At 46.8% G+C, this 19,313-nt stretch carries 16 protein-coding genes; 14 read left to right on the plus strand and 2 right to left on the minus strand.

Annotation, left to right across the window (positions count from 1 at the left end; translation table 11 throughout):
- Positions 1–74 precede the first annotated feature (74 nt).
- The 13 genes from D829_RS0100245 (at position 75) to D829_RS0100305 (ending at position 14,661) form a co-directional block, all read left to right on the plus strand.
- Positions 75–596, plus strand: coding sequence for a PRC-barrel domain-containing protein (locus D829_RS0100245; RefSeq protein ID WP_017686814.1), 522 nt, complete (start codon positions 75–77; stop codon positions 594–596).
- A gap of 10 nt (positions 597–606) precedes the next feature.
- Positions 607–816, plus strand: a complete 210-nt coding sequence (locus D829_RS0100250) for a hypothetical protein (RefSeq protein WP_017686815.1) — start codon at positions 607–609, stop codon at positions 814–816.
- A 295-nt stretch (positions 817–1,111) separates the two neighbouring features.
- Entirely contained in the window at positions 1,112–2,179 is a 1,068-nt protein-coding gene (locus D829_RS0100255) for an AI-2E family transporter (protein WP_017686816.1), read from the plus strand.
- A gap of 435 nt (positions 2,180–2,614) precedes the next feature.
- The gene (gene alaS, locus D829_RS0100260) at positions 2,615–5,236 is read left to right on the plus strand and encodes an alanine--tRNA ligase (RefSeq protein WP_017686817.1); all 2,622 of its coding nucleotides are present in this window, start codon (positions 2,615–2,617) and stop codon (positions 5,234–5,236) included.
- 129 nt (positions 5,237–5,365) lie between these two features.
- Positions 5,366–5,626 carry an IreB family regulatory phosphoprotein gene (locus D829_RS0100265; RefSeq protein ID WP_017686818.1) on the plus strand — a complete coding sequence of 87 codons (261 nt, stop codon included), beginning with the start codon at positions 5,366–5,368 and terminating at the stop codon, positions 5,624–5,626.
- 128 nt (positions 5,627–5,754) lie between these two features.
- Complete coding sequence (ruvX, locus tag D829_RS0100270) at positions 5,755–6,171, plus strand: Holliday junction resolvase RuvX (RefSeq protein ID WP_017686819.1); 417 nt, start codon at positions 5,755–5,757, stop codon at positions 6,169–6,171.
- 12 nt (positions 6,172–6,183) lie between these two features.
- Positions 6,184–6,483, plus strand: coding sequence for a DUF1292 domain-containing protein (locus tag D829_RS0100275; protein ID WP_017686820.1), 300 nt, complete (start codon positions 6,184–6,186; stop codon positions 6,481–6,483).
- A complete protein-coding gene (locus tag D829_RS0100280) occupies positions 6,484–6,798 on the plus strand; it encodes a DUF1292 domain-containing protein (RefSeq protein WP_017686821.1) in 315 nt (104 codons plus the stop codon). It begins immediately after the preceding gene.
- A gap of 90 nt (positions 6,799–6,888) precedes the next feature.
- Positions 6,889–7,914: an endolytic transglycosylase MltG gene (mltG, locus tag D829_RS0100285; RefSeq protein WP_026080923.1), complete on the plus strand. Its 1,026-nt coding sequence runs from the start codon at positions 6,889–6,891 to the stop codon at positions 7,912–7,914.
- Between the two features lie 14 nt (positions 7,915–7,928).
- Entirely contained in the window at positions 7,929–8,858 is a 930-nt protein-coding gene (locus D829_RS0100290) for a peptidase U32 family protein (protein ID WP_017686823.1), read from the plus strand.
- A gap of 17 nt (positions 8,859–8,875) precedes the next feature.
- Positions 8,876–10,204 (plus strand): U32 family peptidase, encoded by a 1,329-nt coding sequence (locus tag D829_RS0100295; protein WP_017686824.1) that lies wholly within the window; start codon positions 8,876–8,878, stop codon positions 10,202–10,204.
- A gap of 240 nt (positions 10,205–10,444) precedes the next feature.
- Complete coding sequence (locus tag D829_RS0100300; protein WP_017686825.1) at positions 10,445–12,727, plus strand: methyl-accepting chemotaxis protein; 2,283 nt, start codon at positions 10,445–10,447, stop codon at positions 12,725–12,727.
- Positions 12,728–12,849: 122 nt separating this feature from the next.
- On the plus strand, positions 12,850–14,661 hold the full coding sequence (locus tag D829_RS0100305) for a penicillin-binding protein 2 (RefSeq protein ID WP_026080924.1): 1,812 nt from the start codon (positions 12,850–12,852) through the stop codon (positions 14,659–14,661).
- Here the strand turns inward: D829_RS0100305 and D829_RS0100310 are convergent.
- Positions 14,640–15,836: an AI-2E family transporter gene (locus D829_RS0100310; RefSeq protein ID WP_017686827.1), complete on the minus strand. Its 1,197-nt coding sequence runs from the start codon at positions 15,834–15,836 to the stop codon at positions 14,640–14,642. The two genes, D829_RS0100305 and D829_RS0100310, sit on opposite strands and share 22 nt — an antisense overlap.
- Before the next feature lie 174 nt (positions 15,837–16,010).
- Between D829_RS0100310 and D829_RS0100315 the strand changes: the two genes are divergently transcribed.
- Positions 16,011–17,414, plus strand: a complete 1,404-nt coding sequence (locus D829_RS0100315) for a polysaccharide deacetylase family protein (protein ID WP_017686828.1) — start codon at positions 16,011–16,013, stop codon at positions 17,412–17,414.
- Between the two features lie 116 nt (positions 17,415–17,530).
- Here the strand turns inward: D829_RS0100315 and ilvD are convergent, their stop codons facing one another.
- Positions 17,531–19,216 carry a dihydroxy-acid dehydratase gene (gene ilvD, locus D829_RS0100320; RefSeq protein ID WP_017686829.1) on the minus strand — a complete coding sequence of 562 codons (1,686 nt, stop codon included), beginning with the start codon at positions 19,214–19,216 and terminating at the stop codon, positions 17,531–17,533.
- Between the last annotated feature and the right edge of the window lie 97 nt (positions 19,217–19,313).

The following is a 19,313-nucleotide window of genomic DNA, read 5'->3' on the forward strand; positions in this document are numbered from 1 at the left end:
ACTCATCAACTTTGGGCATACCTAGCAATAGCGCCGCGTCTATTTAATGATAAGAAGATGAGGGGGACCCAGCGATGAAGCTTCAGGAAATGATCGGACTTGCCGTTTTTGATGTTGAGGACGGGAAGCAGGTCGGTAAAATCCAGGATTTCATTGTGAATGATGATTGGGAGATCGAAGGCATTGAGCTTGAGAACAAAGGTCTGTTTACCAATCATGTCAAAATCGTGCAGTGGCAAGATATCGTTGCCTACGGCGAAGATGCCGTCATGATCCGTAATCAACAGGCTGTCCGCAAGACGGGAGCCGACGACATAAAATACACGTACCTCCTCGGTCGGTCTAAATTGAAGGAGATGTCCGTGCTCACCGAAGAAGGTTTGCTGCTTGGGCGTGTCTCCGATGTTTATTTTGACCAAGAGTTGGGAAATACAATAATAGGGATTGAAATTACGGACGGTTTTGTGTCCGATCTGATCGAGGGCCGCAAATGGCTGCCATGTACAAGCGATATGTCCATCGGAGAAAGTGCCATTATGGTGCCGTCTCTGAGTGAACAACGCTTGGAAAATGCCATTCATTCTGTTAATGGATAGGTGAATGAATATGAAATGTCCAAACTGTAGTTCCAAAGATATCGGGAAAATTGGTTCCCACCAGTTTTATTGCTGGGGATGCTTTATCGAATTAACGGTGAACGGTGAGAAAATGTCTGTATATCAGGTGGAAGAAGACGGTACGCTGAGCTCCCTGGATGATTTGTTTTTCGGGGACGAGCTGCCACAAGACTTCCCTCATCTTCACGCTTCTTCTTAATAAGCAGAATAACTTCCTCTATATGCGGTTTCATGACAATGTCTGTCATGGGAGGCTGTCGTTAATTGTTGGCAGATGTATATAGATGCGGTTACATAGTGGTTCGGCTGGTGTATGGTTGATTATATGCTAACCTGTACTGCAAAATGCGCTTCCTTCTCTGATGAAGGAGGCGTTTTTTTGGGTTTAAGAAAAAATGTTCAGATTGCTCCTTTCCACTTCTGCGCTGTGTTAATAAATACTACCTTTCCTACATATACTGACTCTCAGAGCCAGTCCAAAAGGAGAGATGCAAGTGGAGCAATTAACCAAAAACAAGGTGTTCCGTTACGCGATCTGGCTGCTGCTCGGATTGATCATTTTATATTTTATTTGGCTGCTGCGGCCTTTACTGCTTCACATATATGCGTTCCTGAAAACAGTGCTGGCACCCTTTATCGTAGCCCTTATCATATCCTATGTACTTAATCCGATTGTCAGCATGCTGGGAGGGCGCAAGGTGCCGCGTACGATTGCGGTCCTGCTCATATATGCCTTTTTCCTGACCTGCCTCGGTGTCATTCTGATGAATGTCATTCCGGTATTGATTGAACAGCTGGAAGAACTCAACGAACATATGCCGGAACTGTCCATGCGTGCCCAGAGCTTGATGAACAATATGGATCACAAATTAATGCCGCCAAGTGTGCGAACAGGCATGAACAGTTGGTTTTTTCAGATGGAGGATCGACTAACTCAGGGAATTGCCGTGCTCATGGACAATATCGGGGCGACCATTAATGTGTTATTCAATGTGTTTATCGTGCCATTTCTGATCTTCTACATGTTAAAAGACTTTGAGGTATTCGAGCGCACCATTGTGGCGTATCTTCCGCGTTCACGTCGTAAAGCGATTGTCTCGGTGATGAAAGAGATCGATACTGCACTGGGAAACTACATTCGGGGACAGTTTATTGTCTGTGTCATTGTTGGTATCTTTGCCTACATTGGTTATATCGTGATTGATATGCCGTATGCCCTACTGCTTGCGAGTATTGTGGCGGTGTTTAACATTGTGCCCTACTTGGGGCCGTTCCTTGGTGCTGCCCCTGCTGTGGTCATGGCATCGACGGTATCGTTCAAAATGGTGTTACTTGTTGTCATTGTGAACACACTGTGCCAGGTGTTGGAGAGTAATGTTATTTCTCCTCAGGTGGTGGGGCGTACGTTGCATCTGCATCCACTGTCGATTATATTTGCACTGCTCGTCGGAGGTGAATTGGCAGGTATTGTAGGTTTAATTCTGGCAGTACCTGTTTTTGCCGTGCTGAAGGTGATTGTGCAACACTTTTTCGCCTATTACATCAAACGAAGGACTGACTAAATAGTAGGGTTAAAACATCAAGGAAGCCGCGTTGACACCCGCTTGTGCTACCGATATAATGAGTGTATATGTTTAGAACAGGAAATCGATGATGAAATAAAGTACGCCGAGAGTTCCTTTCCTCAGAGAATAGACTTCTTCGGATCAGGGTGAGCCTGAACTGATGGCTGGAAGAGTCTTGAAAGATGAAGCGGCGGAAAGCTAATTTCGGAGTGCAGGACAACCCTGCCGGGAGCGACCGTTATTTCGCATTAACGAGGAGATTGTTTGTTTGTCCGGGCAGCAAGGGATGAACAGCAATAACCAGGGTGGTACCGCGATAACATCGTCCCTGATTATTCAGGGGCGTTTTTTGTGTTTCTTTTTACAAAAGTAATGTTGACCAACCGGAGCGAATACGCAACGGACTATTATAATTTAATGGGGGCATCCAGTATGAAAGCCAGTGAAATCCGGTCCAAATGGATAGAGTTTTTTGCAAGTAAAGGTCACAAAATCGAGCCTAGCGCATCGCTCGTGCCTCACAACGATCCTTCTCTTCTGTGGATTAATGCGGGTATGGCACCGCTCAAGCCTTATTTTGACGGACGTGAGAAGCCGGAGAACCCGCGCCTTGCGAACTCCCAAAAGTGTATCCGTACCAATGATATTGAAAATGTCGGCAAAACGCGTCGTCACCATACGTTCTTCGAAATGCTCGGCAACTTCTCTATTGGAGATTACTTCAAGGAAGAGACCGTTACATGGGCATGGGAGTTCCTGACAAGCAAAGAGTGGATCGGATTTGATCCGGAACGCCTGTCCGTAACGGTGTATCCGGAAGATGAGGAAGCATTCAAACTGTGGAACGAAAAAGTGGGATTGCCTGCGGAGCGTATCATCAAATTGGATGAAAACTTCTGGGATATCGGCGAAGGCCCATGTGGACCTTGTACCGAGATCTTCTATGACCGCGGTGAAGCTTACGGAAACGACATGAGTGATCCCGAGATGTATCCAGGTGGGGAAAACGAACGTTATCTGGAAGTATGGAACCTGGTATTCTCCCAGTTCAACCATAACAAAGATGGTAGCTACACACCGCTACCTAACAAAAATATTGATACAGGTGCAGGTTTGGAGCGTTTTGCTTCCATTCTGCAAAATGTGGATTCCAACTTCGACACAGACCTGTTCCAACCGATGATTCAAAGAACAGCCGCTCTTGCGGGTGTGAAATATAACGACAGCGTAGAGATCGATGTTGCACTGAAAGTCATTGCCGATCATATCCGTACGGTTGCCTTTGCAGTAGGTGATGGCGTTCTGCCAAGTAATGAAGGACGTGGATATGTCATCCGTCGCTTGCTTCGTCGTGCAGTTCGTTATGGGAAAGTGCTTGGACTTGACCGTCCATTCCTGTATGAATTGACAACAACCGTTGGTGAAGTGATGGGCATGTACTACCCTGAGGTCGTAGACAAACAGGAGTTCATCGCCAAAGTAATCAAAACCGAGGAAGAGCGTTTCCACGAAACACTCACAGATGGTCTAGCTATTCTGGCTGATATCAGTGGCACTGCCAAATCCGAAGGACGCACGGTTATTAGCGGACCTGAAGCTTTCAAACTGTATGACACATACGGTTTCCCGTTTGACCTGACAGAAGATTATGCCGCAGAGCATGGTCTGACTGTGGATCGTGAAGGTTTTGATGCTTCCATGCAGAAACAACGTGAGCTTGGACGTGCTGGGCGTCAAGAGAACGAGAGCATGAAAGTTCAAGGCGGACCACTTGCTGACCTGGAGGTTAAAAGCGAGTTTGTTGGTTATACTGACCTGTTGACGGAAGCAAAAGTGGTAGCCATCGTAGCTGGTGACGCCCTTGTTGAATCTGTAGGCGAAGGACAGACGTGTCAGGTTGTTCTGGACAAGACTCCGTTCTACGCAGAAAGTGGCGGTCAAGTGAGTGATCAGGGCTTGCTGCGAGGTGCGGGTGTATCAGCGAAAGTACAAGGTTTGTTCAAAGCTCCACTTGGACAACATGTACATCTGGTGACTGTGGAGTCCGGTGAACTGCGTGTGGGTGAAGTGATTAAGGCTGAGGTGGATGCGTCTAAGCGCGGTGCAATTATTAAAAACCATACGGCAACCCACTTGTTGCACAAAGCACTCAAAGACGTATTGGGAACTCACGTCAATCAGGCGGGATCACTTGTGGATCCACAACGTCTGCGGTTTGACTTCTCCCACTTCGGCAGCATCACACCGGAAGAGTTGACAGAGATTGAGCGTCAGGTGAACGAACAGATCTGGAATCGTCTGAACGTAAACATCGAGCTGAAAGCTATTGATGAAGCCAAAGAAATGGGTGCGATGGCCCTGTTTGGCGAAAAATATGGAGATATTGTGCGTGTCGTTCAAGTTGGAGACTACAGTTTGGAACTTTGTGGCGGCTGTCACGTAAATAATACTTCAGAGATTGGAATCTTCAAACTGGTGAGCGAGAGCGGAATCGGCTCAGGCGTTCGTCGGATCGAAGCGGTAACTGGCCGTGGCGCATATCTGTATGTGGAAAGCCAGTTGGAATTGCTCAAACAATCAGCAACGCTGCTCAAAGCCAATGTGGCTGATGTACCTAAACGGATTGAAGGTCTGAACCTGCAACTGAAAGAAGCAGCCAGAGAGACTGAATCCCTGCAAAGCAAGCTGAGTGCCATGGAAGCGGGTCAACTGACCGATCAAGTGGTACAAGCAGGAAATACACAATTGCTGGCAGTACGTGTAGATGCTCCGAACATGGATGCGCTTCGCACAGTGGCAGATGAGTTGAAAGTTAAATTGCCTAACGCCGTACTCGTATTGGGTGCTCCAGCGGATGGCAAAGTGAATTTTGTTGTAGCGGTACCTGCTGAACAAGTAAAACAAGGACTGCACGCAGGCAAAATCGTCAAAGAAGTCGCAGCAGTATGCGGCGGTGGCGGCGGTGGACGTCCAGATATGGCGCAAGCCGGAGGCAAGGATGCGACCAAGCTGGATGAAGCGCTGAAAGTGGCGGTTTCACTGGTTAGCCAGTAAAGGACAAGCAAAAAACACAATTGCCTTATCCTTTGTTTACTTGTGGCAGTCAGAATATGTTATTATATAAACAGAAATCAATTCGGCAGGACATGGTCCCCATGTTCATGCAGGAGCGAGGTGTCATCAATGGACTCCATGGATAAGACGGTTAAATTTAATGTGAAAGGTGACGAACAGGAAGCATCATCCAAAGAGATTCTTCTCACGGTATATGATGCATTGGTCGATAAGGATTATAATCCGATCAACCAGATTGTTGGGTATCTGATTTCCGGAGACCCGGCATACATTCCTCGTCACAACAACGCACGTAGTCTGGTCCGTAAAAAGGAGCGCGATGAGCTGATTGAAGAGCTTGTACGTTCCTATCTGGCCAATCACCGGTAATGTACGCCGCTTCCGCTGTGTTGCAGCCATGCAGACAGCGGGAAATGAACCGACAGAAGACAGCCTGAAGCTTGAGAAGGCGATTATTTGTAATCGACCTGAGCAGGCCCCAGGATGGGAGAGCATGGATGAAAATATTAGGTTTGGACTATGGGGACCGAAGAATCGGAGTTGCCGCGAGTGACGCCTTCGGTTGGACTGCCCAGGGATTGGAAGTGCTAGAACGCCGCCGTGATGAAGGCGAGTTCGCTCGGATTGCCGAACTTGTGCGTGAGCATGAGATTAGTGAGATCGTAGTCGGACTTCCCAAAAACATGAACGGCACCGTAGGACCGCGCGGTGAGATATGCATTGCTTTTGCCGAACGCCTGCGGGATGAACTGAATTTACCTGTTCACCTTTGGGATGAACGGCTGACAACCATGGCAGCAGAACGTACGCTGATCGAAGCGGATGTCAGTCGAAAAAAACGCAAGCAGGTTGTGGACAAAATAGCCGCAAGCTTGATTTTGCAAAATTATTTGGATGCCAATAGTAGAAGGTGAGGGGGATCAACAATGGCTGAAGATCAACTGGGTATGGAAGAAGAAGCGGAAATTATTTACATTGCGGATGACGAGGGTAATGAAGAGGAATTCGAAGTCATCATGAAGTTCGAAGTAGACGGTTCGGAGGCCAAGTACATGATGGTTGCTCCGGTTGAACCTGAAGATGGCGAAACGGATGTTTATGCGTTCCGTTATGAAGAAGAGGGCGACGATATTAAACTTTTCGTCATCCAAGATGATGCCGAGTGGGATATCGTCGAGGAGACGTTTAATACATTTCTTGCTGAAGATGAAGAGGAAGCGAACTAAATGACGGAATATAGCCGCAAAGACCTGAAATGGACAGATTCACTGCGTCTGGCATTCGGTGCTCATGTTGAGCTCGAAGAAGAGAACGGTAAATCACAACCGTATGACTTGTTGGCTGAGTTCGAAGTGGGCGGTCAGCAGTACGCGGTGCTCCGCAGTTCGTTGCGACCTTATGACGAGGTTGAACTTCTGCGTGTATCACCTGGAAGTGAAGACCAGATCATGCCGGAGTTAGTTACAATCGACGATGATGATGAGTGGGAGAGCATCTCGGAACTGTATGATGAATGTACTCTCCCCATTGACGAAGATTAATCAGCTTCAAATTGAAGAAACCGGGAGGGCGGAGAAGTCCGCTCTTTTTGGTTGTGTAAAGGAGTTGTTTCTTTTTTGAAAGGGAAAGCAATTGTAGTCATACTGCTTATCATTGTAGTTCTTGCCGGAGGCGCAGGCGGTTACGTATGGAGTATGATGCGTCCTGTGGAAGCTTCTACAGAACCGGTCGTATTCGAGATTAAGAGCGGATCGGGAACTTCGAATATCGCGGATCAGCTTCAAGAAGAAGGGCTTATTCGAAGCGGGTTAACCTTCAAAGGGTATTTAAAGTGGAAGAAACTAGGTTCTAATTTCATGGCGGGTACATATTCTATGAATCCTGGCGTGACATATGATGAGATTGTTAGCAAGCTGAGTAGCGGCGAAGTTGTACCGGAAGAAATGGTGAAATTTACGATTCCGGAGGGTTATAACGTTCTGCAAATGGCGGGTAAGCTTTCTTATGAGCATGTTGTAGATCGGGATGAATTCATCAAGCTGGCCAATGATCCTTCGGCCTTTGATGTAGATATCATCAAAGATATTCCAGTGGATGAAGAACTTCGCTACGTATTGGAAGGGTATCTATTCCCGGAGACGTATGAGCTGAAAAAGGGAAGCTCCACGTATGATGTGATGCAACGGATGCTGGAAGAATTCCAGACTAAGATTAATTCCATTCCTGATTTGGAAGCCAAGCTTCAGGAAAAGAACCTTTCCCTTCATGAACTGCTGACGATTGCTTCACTCGTGGAGAAAGAAGTTGTGGTGGACGAGGAGCGTGCTCTGGTTGCAGGTGTAATCTACAATCGGATCAATCAGGATATGAAGCTGGAGATTGATGCTACCGTGCAATATCTGCTCGACAAACCGAAGGAACGATTGTTTTTCAAGGATCTAAAGGTGAAAAGTCCCTATAATACGTATCTGAACAAAGGCTTGCCACCAGGTCCAATTGCCAGTCCAAGTCTTCCGTCCATTGAGGCAGCGCTAAATCCGGAAGCTTCGGAGTATCTGTTCTATGTGACAAAAAAGGATGGCTCGTCCGGACATCTGTTTGCCAAAACGTATAAGGAACATCAGCAAAATATAGCCAAAAGTAAGGCTGCGCAATAAGCGGAGGGGATTATATGAGTAAGAAACATGAACTGCTCGTTACAGCAGCGAATGTGAAAGAGGCAGAAGTGCTGCTTCAGGCTGGAGCAGATGCTTTGGTCATTGGAGATGATCGATTCGGCATGCGTCTTCCAGGCAGTTTTAGCGTGGAAGAGACAGCAGAGGTGGTTGCAATTGCAGCCAAACATCAGGCGCGTGTGTATGTATCCATGACTAATCTGATGTCCAACGAACTGTTGAAAGAATTGCCTGAATATGTTCAAGCACTTGGCAGAACCGGTATTGATGGTGTGGAGTTTAATGATCCATCCGTGCTGGCTACCATGAAGGAATACGCACCACATGTGAAGCTGCACTGGAATGCGGAGATGACTTCAACGAACTATGCGACGGCCAACTATTGGGGAACCAAGGGAGCTAGTCGTGTTGTGCTTGCCCGTGAGTTGAATATGGACGAGTTAACGGAAATGGTTCCTTTTTTGAAGGTGGAAGCGCAGGTTCAGGTGCATGGGATGACGAATATTTATCATTCCAAGCGCAGTCTGGTGCAAAGTTACATGGCTCATCAAGGACGGACAGTCGAGGGAGATCTTGGGAAAGAACGTGGATTGTTCCTGATTGAGGCTGAACGCCGGGATGAGAAATTTCCGATCTATGAGGACATGAACGGCACGCACATTATGAGCTCTGAGGATATATGTATCCTCGAAGATCTTCATCTGTTGATGGAGGCGGGTGTGAACAGTTTCAAAATCGAAGGTATGTTAAAATCACTTACCTACAATGAAGCTGTTGTACGTGCATATCGGACAGCGATTGACAGTTATGTAGCCGATGCTGATGCATATGCTTTCTCTGAAGAGTGGCTGGATGAGGTGCGGAAGTTACAGGACCCTGAACGTGAATTGTCGTTTGGATTTTTCTATAAAGAACAAGTGTATTAATAGATGAGGTGAACAGAATGGAAACAGTGGCGGTACAGCGGAAGTTCTCGGGTAAACGTAACCGTCTGGACAAACCGGAGTTGCTAGCTCCGGCGGGTAATCTGGAAAAACTGAAATTTGCGATCCATTACGGTGCAGACGCCGTATATATCGGTGGACAGGCCTATGGACTACGTTCCAACGCGGATAACTTCAGCTTTGAAGAGATGCGTGAAGGTGTGGAGTTTGCCAAAAAGTATGGAGCCAAAGTGTTCGTAGCGACGAACATCTACGCACATAATGAGGATGTTGAGGGGATCGAAACATACTTGCAAAACCTCTATAATGCGGGGATCTCTGCGATCATCGTAGCTGATCCGGCTATCATTGAAGTAGCTCTTTGTGCTGTGCCGGGCCTTGAGGTACATCTAAGTACTCAACAATCCACACTCAACTGGCAAGCCGTGAAGTTCTGGAAAGAGGAAGGACTTCCGCGAGTTGTTCTCGGACGTGAGACCAGCTTCGAAGAGATTGAAGAGATCAAGGCCAATGTGGATATTGAAATTGAAGCCTTTATTCACGGGGCGATGTGTTCCTCGTATTCCGGACGTTGCGTGCTCTCCAACCATTTTACGGATCGTGATTCCAACCGGGGTGGCTGTTGCCAGTCTTGTCGCTGGAAGTATGATCTGTTCGAGGATGCGAGAGAAGATACGGTCTGGGTCAGCGAAGAGGACATGCAGATGAAGGCACCTGCGCCATTCAAACTGGGTGAGAACCAGCTTCCCCTGTTCCAGGAACAGGATAATTCATTCTCCATGGGATCTAAGGATCTGTGCATGATTGGCCATATTCCCGAGTTGATTGATGTGGGTGTGGACAGTTTCAAGATCGAAGGACGTATGAAATCGATCCACTACGTGGCAACCGTGGTTAACGTATACCGTCAAGCCATTGACGCTTATATGGCCGACCCGGACAACTATGTTCTGAAACCTGAATGGGTTGAAGAAATGAACAAAGCGGCAAATCGTCCGCTCAATACCGGATTTTTCTATGATACACCAGACCATGAAGATCATATCTATGAACCGGAAGAAAAGGCTGTACCTTTTGACTTCGCTGGCTTGGTCATGGGGTATGATGCTGTCACAGGAATGGCAACCATTCAACAGCGCAATCACTTCAAACCAGGACAGGAAATCGAATTTTTCGGTCCGGGAGGTCACTTTTTCAAACAGGTGGTCGGCGAAATACAGGATGAAGAGGGCAATGTTCTAGATGCTGCTCGTCACCCGTTGCAACTGATTAAAATGAAGGTAGATCAACCGGTTTCGTATTTCAATATGATGAGAAAAAAGAAGTAGGCTAAAATACCTACAATGTGTCAATATTGTATTATGATTTAACAAAATAGTGTTATGAAATTTACATGGGGACCTCCGTATATCGGCAGATGGGGGTCTTTTTTTTATAGAAAAATAGGAATAAAGTTGTAAAATATTTCTGGAAAGTGAAAGGGGAACGAAGAAAACTGTCGAATACTACATATTTATAGGGGAGAGAAAGAAAAATCTAACAAGTAAATTACTGGCAGGTGAATGGGATTGGTTCAAAAGAAGCAGGAAGACAGTGGGGAGCAAGTGACAAAAGCCGAGCAGGTTAACCCTGAGCAGGTTCAGAAAGTGAAGAAAGAAAAAGTAGTCAAAAGCAAAATGACAGGTAATGGCAAAAGAATGTCTAAGATTGATCGTAGCAAACTCAAGCTGGGCTGGCTCAAGACTGATTGGGTGAAGAAACAGTTGAAAAATCGTGATTGGAAAAACTTTGGGGGGGCTTCTTTCCAACAGATTAAAAAGGCAAATCCGGTTAAATCCGTAGGGGTTAAACTGTTCTTGATCTTTTTTGCGGCAATTATGATTTTTGTAGTGAGTTTGGGTCTATTATCCTATTCGAAAGCCAAGGGTACGATAGAGAAAAATGCCTCACGTGCCAATCAGGAAACCATTGATCAGACCAAACAAAAAATGGACATTATTTTGGAGAGATTTGTGGATACATCCACACAGATTTTCTTTGATCCAGAAATGCAGTCCTTGCTACAAAAAATGTCAGATAAGAATTTGACTGCGTATGATACTTTCGTGAATACAAGTTCGATCAACAAGCAATTGTCCAACGTTGCATTTACGAATAAATCCATGGAAGCGATTTATTTGGTACCTACGGACGATACGAAGTCCATTATGGGTACCGGTAGCAACAGCTCCTCCATGGGCAGCATTCGCCAGGAAGCATGGTACAGTGAGTTGATTGAGGCGGGAGGTTATCGCTGGCTTCCAACAGAGATCAAGGAAGACGGCTCAACGTCAACGTTCAAAATTGCACGTTCCATGAAAAACTTGCAGGGGACTACTCAATCGTATGTTCTGGTTATTGAACTGAAACTGGAAGTTTTGGAGGAACAATTGAAATCGCTTGATCTGGGGCCAGGAGCTATTCTTCAACTGATTGCTCCGGATAATAAAGTGGTTGCATCCTCCATCTCGGATCGTACAGGACAAGATACAGAGCTTGCATTTGTCAAAGAGTTGACCGAACCAGCAGGTAGCACGAATACGGAGTATACGGTAGATGGCAAATCTACGGAAATGCTGGCTGTATACAGTACGATGGATACATCCAATTGGAAACTGGTTGGTATGATACCTACCTCAGTTTTGGTTCAGGACGCAAAAGGCATTCTGACTTTGACCCTGTGGATGGCGCTGATTGATGCGGGGATTGCAGTATTGATCGGGATCTGGATGGTGCGTATGATCGCTCGTCCACTCGGCAAATTGAAAGACCTGATGCAGGAAGGTGCGAAAGGTAATCTTAAAGTTCGTACACCATATAGCTCCCAGGATGAAATTGGTCAGCTCTCGACCGCCTTCAATCTGATGATGGAGCAGATTACTAAGCTGGTGGAACAAACCAATCGTTCTGCGCAGGAAGTATTGGATACGGCCTCTGAGCTGAGCAGTGCATCCAAGAAAACGGCTGTGTCTGCTTCGGAGATTGCCGTAGCTACAGAAGAGATCGCAGGCGGTGCAGGCAGTTTGGCAACCGAAGCGGAACGTGGCAATGAATTAACTGACAATATCTCTCGTCAGATGCAGAGTGTAATCGCTGCTAATGAACAGATGGGTGATTCTGCTCGTCATGTAGAGAAGTCCAGTCAGACAGGAACACAACATCTGAATCAGTTGATGACCAAAACCCAGAAGACAGAAGAAATGATTGGTGCACTGGTGAATAAGGTTGATTCGCTGAAAGAGAGTACGTCTTCTGTTCTGAAAGTGCTTGAAGTGCTGCAAAACATAACGAAACAGACGAATATCCTTTCCCTGAATGCAACCATTGAAGCAGCACGTGCCGGTGCAGCCGGGCGCGGATTCATGGTGGTGGCTGATGAGGTTCGTCAGCTTGCGGCTCAATCCAGACAATCCATTGAGATGGTTGGAGAGATTACAGACAAAATCATGACTGAAATGAATGAGACCGTGGATGCTTTGTCGGCAGCTTATCCGTTATTCAAGGAACAGATGGATGCGGTTAAAGATACCAACGTCATCTTTGCTTCCGTACAGGAACAGATGGGTGCATTTGTGGAACGTCTGGGCATGGTGACAGGTTCTATTGGAGATTTAAACAAATCTCAAGGTACGTTGTCTGAAGCCATGAGCAATGTCAGCGCTGTAGCTGAAGAATCTTCTGCAACGTCCCAGGAAGTAGCTTCCTTGAGCAGTGAACAGCAAAATATCAGTAACCAGTTGGTCAATCTGTCTGGCAAACTGGAGAATGTGTCTACTGAACTGAAAGAAACCTTGTCACGCTTTACGGTGTAACAAGCCAAGGTTGAAATGAGGAGAACCTGTCCCGCACATGGGACAGGTTTTCTTTTTGTTTACCGGATAATTCCAAGCCATATCAGCAATAATATGTCAAAACGACAAAAGGTGAGATTGGGATGCATCTCCTTGCGAAACGGCGAATCTATATAACTTGTATTCTTCTAACTCTTGTCTTTGGATTGCTTATATTACGATTGGCATGGGTCCAGATTGTTCAGGTGAATCAGACGATGCCTGGATTTCACCGAACGGTACGTGAAATGTCTGTATTGCAGCGTGAACGCGGGGTGATGCTTGACCCGGGGCGGGGACAATTTACGGATTACAAGGGTGAGGCGTTGACCGGTAAGCTGCAATGGGGATTGGTTCTTTTTCCACAGGCAAGTCCATTAGAGAAATTACGCAAGCAAGGGGCATTAGAAGGCTCCGAGATGATACAGTTGGCAACTATTTTACATACCGATCTGGATCAATTGAAGAAGGAATGGAATCAGGAAAGTATACCTCATTTCTGGACAGCAGGTACACATCAGCCTGTTCATTTGACAGCTGCTCAGGTGGAGCGCATACGTAGTTTGCACCTGCAAGGAGCTGGCATCTATCCGATGATGACAAGGTATCTTCAGGGGCATACAGGAATGCAGTGGATGGGTTATCTGGCTGAACAGCCTGAGTCCTCCAAAGGACTAACTGCGCATCAGGATGAAGTGAAACAGCCATTTGCCATGAAATCAGGAGCAGCTGGACTGGAGAGGACACTTGAACCCCTGTTAAGGGGAATTGGCCCCACGCTTGTATCACGTATGGTCTCGGGTGGTGGGGAGATTATCCCTGATATTCAGCCGCACGTCATTGCACCGGCCAATAGCCATTATCCTTTACGTGTAGAAACCACTGTGGATGCTGAGTTACAGCGTGGGTTGGAGGAGTTGACGCAAGAATCTGGATTACAAGAAGGGGCCATTGTTGTGTTAGATGCCGCTAACGCAGATGTTCGCGCCATGATCTCCCGCCCTTTTTATCAGCCCCAACATGTGGACCCCAAGCAATCGGCCTGGGGGAATCGTGCAGTACAGGGAGCCGTACCGGGTTCCATTTTCAAAATTGTCACTGCAGCTGCCGCTTTGGAGTATCATGCGGTTTCTAACGGAGAAGAATTCCATTGCGGTGGCGAGTACGGAAGATATGGGCTGTCTTGCTGGAAGGAGCATGGGCATGGAGACCTGAATCTGGAGCAAGGATTCGCTGAGTCTTGTAACATCGTATTCGCGGAAACAGCGCGCAGGCTTAGTATGGAACAACTGGAGAACACGGCTGATCGTCTGGGACTCGCGCGTCCGATTGGCTGGGAGGGGAAGCAGATGGCAGGAATGCCCGTGTTACGACACTTTGATCATGAGGATCACGGGCGTGTGAGAACAGAGGCTGTTTCTTCTGCTGATGAAGGTGCAAAAATACAGACAGCAATTGGTCAGCGGGATGTCTTGGTCACACCGCTGCAAGCTGCCAATCTGATCGTTACACTGTTACATGATGGAAAGGTTAGTGCCCCACGTCTCGTTAAGCGCATCCGATATGCGGATGGTGGCACCATGCTGGAGATGCCCTTGCATGATTCACCTTCAGCAGCAGGACAGATTGCTCCCGCAACAGCGCATAAACTGTTATCCTGGATGAATAAGGTAGTCCGTGAGGGAACAGGAAAATCCCTGCAGCGTGCGCGGTGGCATGTTGCAGGGAAGTCAGGTACAGCTCAGGTACAGAAACATGGGGAGAAGCGTAACAATCAATGGTTCATTGGTTATGGACCGATAGAACAACCCAAGTACGCCGTAGCTGTTCTTGTCCAAAATGTCTCTCCAGACAGCCATCATCAGGCGACAGCTCTCTTCAGGAAGGTGATGGACTATTTGGCGGAGTCCTCATGATCCTTCGCAGGAACGGGACGTTGTACAGTAGACTCGGCAGAATTCGATGAGGCCTTATTAACGGGTGGGTCCATGACCAATGGAGATGACTCAAATTCATCTTTTGGCAGGTGAATCCACTTTTGCAGGTATCCTTGTTGTAACAGTTCTTTCAGAAGGATCAGAAGCACTGGAGATAACACTACACCAGCCAGGCCAAAGATCGAAAGGGAGATCAGCATAAACGAAAGCATCAAGTACGCCGAAGATACACCAATCGAGTTACCTGATATTTTCGGTTCCAGCAACTGTCGTGTCAGCATTGTCACTGCCAGAATCACAATCAGGCCGATGGCCAGGCTACTATTGCCTATAATAAACAAGTAGACGATCCATGGAATGAATACAACAGGAACGCCAAGCAATGGTACCAGATCAAAGACGGCACAGACTGCTGCAATGGTAAAGGCGTTAGAGGTTCCCAAAATCACCAAACCTGCATAAATCAATACAAACGTAATGAGCATCATGATCATCTGTGCCTTCAGATATGAGCGGATCGTCTTGAACACGTGATTACGCATGAATTCAATAGCTAACTTTAATGTTTTGGGCGTTTTCGCACGGGCGAACTTGCGCCAGGATTCAATCTCGATGCTGAGAAAGAATGCGAGAATAATCGCAATTCCGAAGTTCGTAATAAACGAAGAGAATGAACTGAGGAAGCCTACAACGAATTGCGCTCCGCTAGTTACCCATTTGGATAGGAACCCGGTCAGTGTAGCAAAATAATCATTCGCTTTTTCCATAATCCCATCAGGGAGAGCATCTGACTTGTCCTGAATGAATAACACCAGGTTGGTGAATTCACGTTGTATCATTTCAATGTATACGGGGAAATTATCTTGAAGATTGGAAATTTGTGAAATGATAATCAGGCCTACCCCAAAAAAGGCAGCGACAATCAAAGCAAGAAACAACAAGACGGAGATGGCGGCTCCAAGTGTCTTGGGCAATCCTTTGCGATGTAAAAATTTGGCCAGCGGTTCAATCATCCAATAGACGATGAATGAGAGAAAAACTGGTGCAGCCACTTGGTATAATTGACTGAAACCGTACATGATCACATACACGGTTAATACGAGCAACGCGATGTCAAAGACAGTGCGCCCGTATTTTTTGTAAAGCGGTAGCATGGACATGGCTCCTTTGATGGCAATAATTAGATTGTATTTATTGTACACGATAGCTATCTTTTTGGGAAAACAGGATTCAAGAAAAGTCTGAACTATGATAAAATTAAAGGCGGTTTATTTTAGATAGTGCCATAGTGCACCGTAATTCAGCAGGAGAAGTGGGGAGCTTGCAACATGACAACGATACTTCAGAGTATTCTACTGTGGTTATTGTATCTTTCATCTTTTTACGCCTTTATTCCAAGTTTGATCAGCAGGCTTTTCGGATTTCGTGTATTCAGACGGGGAAGAAGTGATACACAATTTGCATTAACGTTTGACGATGGGCCAGATCCACACTATACGCCGAGACTGCTCGATCTGCTCCGTCAGCATCAAGCAAAAGCCACATTTTTTGTCGTTGGAGAACATGCCGCGAGTCATCCTGAACTCATTCAGCGCATACATGACGAAGGCCATCTTATTGGCATTCATAATTATATTCACAAGACGAACTGGCTCATGCGGCCACGTACCGTTCGCGATCAGATTCAGCGAACAGGTCAGATTATTCATGAAGTAACCGGCGTCAAAACTTGTTATTATCGTCCACCTTGGGGGATTATGAATTTGTTTGATTTTTTCAGCAAGAAAGAACGAAAGATTGTACTGTGGTCTTCCATGTTTGAAGACTGGAGAAGCCGAGTAGGTGCCCAGAGATTGACCGAACGGATGCTGAAGGAACTGAGAGGCGGAGAGGTCATGCTGCTGCATGATCGAGGAACGACCCTTGGTGCTGATGCACACGCGCCGGAGCAGATGCTTCAGGCGCTGGAAGCCGTATTACAGGAAGCTGAACGGCTAGGCCTGCAAAGCGTACGCGTCGATACGTTGATGGGAGGTATCACAGTGAGCCAATCTCAGGACAAAACGCAATTACAAACACCATTGAAGCTATGGAAACGAATCGTTGTTGCCTTATGGCTGGGCTGGGAGAAGTTGTTCCACTGGGTATATCATCTGCGGACGGCTTCGCCAGAGGACCCAATGCTGCACTTCAGATCACGTGTATATCACGGAGCACGAATGGAGATGAGTGAGGGCCATGTCATTCAAAACGGAGATCCGGTAATTGAACTGCATTTTGATAATCAGAAGTTGTTTGAACTTGGAGTGACATCACGTTCCAGTATGCATTTGGCTATTCGCATGATTCGGACCATGGAACAGCAATTGCCGGATCTGGCACGCATGGTGGATCTCGAACCTGAGTTACGCTCTGCCAAGGCGATATACGGTGTGAGCATGATTAACAGAGGCCCAGAAAAATTCGGATTTACCATACAAGACTTGCCTCCTGGACCGTTCAGTGCTGCATCCAAAGTATACTTGAAGCTGCTGTTAAGTGTAATCCACCCGGCAGGAACCAAACGTCTGAAACAGCGAACAGAACAATTGGTACCCAAGATGATTGCCATGCCGCTGGATCTACTGTTGGAACGTTACGGTCAACATACGATGCAGGTGACAGCAACGGTAGAAGAATCCAGAGATGGTTCGCTGTTAATTGAACAAGAGATACTGCCAGAGCGGAACTAAACGGACTGATCACACCAACCAGCAAAAGAAAAGGGTTGCCCTTCGCCAGATTTGGCAGAAGAGCAACCCTTTATTTATAAGTCTGTTTCCGTTAGGTAAGTAACGAATATCATGAATTAGATACTCAGTACGCCACCGTTGCTTGCATTCGTAACCAGTTTGGAATAACGAGCCAGGTAACCGGTTTTTACTTTCGGTTCAAAGCCTTTCCAACCTGCACGACGACGTTCGAACTCTTCGTCACTGATTTGCAATTCGATGATACGATTGTTCAGATCCAATTCAATGATGTCCCCTTCTTCAACAAAGGCGATTGGACCGCCTTCAGCTGCTTCCGGAGAGATATGTCCGATACTGATTCCACGGGATGCGCCAGAGAAGCGTCCATCGGTGATCAGACCAACTTTGGCACCCAATCCCATACCTACGATCTGGGAAGTAGGAGCCAGCATCTCAGGCATACCTGGTCCGCCTTTTGGTCCTTCATAACGGATAACAACAACATGTCCTTCTTTTACTTTGCCGTTAGCAATACCTTCGAGCGCTTGCTCCTGGGAGTCAAAGCAGATGGCAGGACCTTTGTGGTATCCACCAACCGAAGCATCAACTGCACCAACTTTGATGATAGCGCCTTGTGGTGCAAGGTTACCAAACAATACAGCCAGGCCGCCTTTTTCGGAATGCGGGTTATCCAGATGGTGAATGACATTTGTATCCTGGATTTCTTGTCCTTCAACGTTCTCACGGATTGTTTTACCTGTTACTGTAATGCAGTCACCATGAATTGCGCCTGGTTTCTTGAGCAATTCGTTCAGCACTGCACTTACGCCGCCTGCATTGTGAACGTCTTCGATGTGAAGATCGGAAGCAGGTGCAAGTTTCGCCAGATGCGGAACGCGGTTAGCTACTTCATTAATACGTTCGATTGGATACTCGATACCTGCTTCATGAGCCAGTGCCAGCGTGTGCAGTACTGTATTCGTAGATCCGCCCATCGCCATATCCAGTGCAAACGCATTATCGATCGCTTCTACAGTTACGATATCACGTGGTTTCAAGTCCATTTTGATGAGTTCCATCAATTGGGTAGCGGATTGTTTAACAAACTCACGACGCTCAGGAGCAACGGCAAGGATGGTTCCGTTACCTGGCATAGCCAGTCCCATCGCTTCAGCCAGACAGTTCATGGAGTTTGCCGTAAACATACCGGAACATGATCCACATGTTGGACAGCCGAACTGTTCAAGTTCAAGCAAGCTCTTATCATCGATTTTACCTGCTTGGTAAGCACCAACACCTTCAAATACGGAAGTCAGGGAAAGAGCTTTACCATTGCTGTCACGACCAGCTTTCATTGGTCCACCACTTACGAACAGGGTAGGGATGTTTACGCGAAGCGCACCCATCATCATGCCTGGTGTGATTTTGTCACAGTTCGGGATACATACCATGCCGTCGAACCAGTGTGCAGATACAACGGTTTCCACGGAATCCGCGATAATGTCACGGCTTGGCAGCGAGTAACGCATACCAATGTGTCCCATGGCAATACCATCATCTACTCCGATGGTGTTGAATTCGAATGGAACGCCACCGGCTTCACGAATAGCATCCTTTACAATTTTACCGAATTCCTGAAGGTGGACGTGGCCGGGCACGATATCGATGTATGAGTTACATACGGCAATAAACGGCTTGCCGAAATCCTCTTCTTTAACGCCCGCTGCGCGGAGCAAACTCCGGTGTGGTGCACGGTCAAAACCTTTTTTGATCATATCGGAACGCATCTTCTTGGCTGACATGGTGTATTCCCCCCAAATATATAATATTGAGCAACATGAATGGAAAAGTAAATGGCAGTGCATCTGTCGTTTAATTTCATCCGTACTCTAAAAAAAG

Source organism: Paenibacillus sp. PAMC 26794 (assembly GCF_000316035.1).
In the GTDB taxonomy this organism is placed as follows: domain Bacteria; phylum Bacillota; class Bacilli; order Paenibacillales; family Paenibacillaceae; genus Paenibacillus.

What these genes read in the sequence shown, in the direction of transcription:
- D829_RS0100310 (WP_017686827.1), bottom strand. Translation starts at nt 15,836, where the DNA reads ATGCTACCGCTTTACAAAAAATACGGGCGCACTGTCTTTGACATCGCG.
- ruvX (WP_017686819.1), top strand. Translation starts at nt 5,755, where the DNA reads ATGAAAATATTAGGTTTGGACTATGGGGACCGAAGAATCGGAGTTGCC.
- ilvD (WP_017686829.1), bottom strand. Translation starts at nt 19,216, where the DNA reads ATGTCAGCCAAGAAGATGCGTTCCGATATGATCAAAAAAGGTTTTGAC.
- D829_RS0100245 (WP_017686814.1), top strand. Translation starts at nt 75, where the DNA reads ATGAAGCTTCAGGAAATGATCGGACTTGCCGTTTTTGATGTTGAGGAC.
- D829_RS0100295 (WP_017686824.1), top strand. Translation starts at nt 8,876, where the DNA reads ATGGAAACAGTGGCGGTACAGCGGAAGTTCTCGGGTAAACGTAACCGT.
- D829_RS0100280 (WP_017686821.1), top strand. Translation starts at nt 6,484, where the DNA reads ATGACGGAATATAGCCGCAAAGACCTGAAATGGACAGATTCACTGCGT.
- D829_RS0100290 (WP_017686823.1), top strand. Translation starts at nt 7,929, where the DNA reads ATGAGTAAGAAACATGAACTGCTCGTTACAGCAGCGAATGTGAAAGAG.
- D829_RS0100265 (WP_017686818.1), top strand. Translation starts at nt 5,366, where the DNA reads ATGGACTCCATGGATAAGACGGTTAAATTTAATGTGAAAGGTGACGAA.
- D829_RS0100305 (WP_026080924.1), top strand. Translation starts at nt 12,850, where the DNA reads ATGCATCTCCTTGCGAAACGGCGAATCTATATAACTTGTATTCTTCTA.
- D829_RS0100315 (WP_017686828.1), top strand. Translation starts at nt 16,011, where the DNA reads ATGACAACGATACTTCAGAGTATTCTACTGTGGTTATTGTATCTTTCA.
- D829_RS0100250 (WP_017686815.1), top strand. Translation starts at nt 607, where the DNA reads ATGAAATGTCCAAACTGTAGTTCCAAAGATATCGGGAAAATTGGTTCC.
- D829_RS0100275 (WP_017686820.1), top strand. Translation starts at nt 6,184, where the DNA reads ATGGCTGAAGATCAACTGGGTATGGAAGAAGAAGCGGAAATTATTTAC.
- alaS (WP_017686817.1), top strand. Translation starts at nt 2,615, where the DNA reads ATGAAAGCCAGTGAAATCCGGTCCAAATGGATAGAGTTTTTTGCAAGT.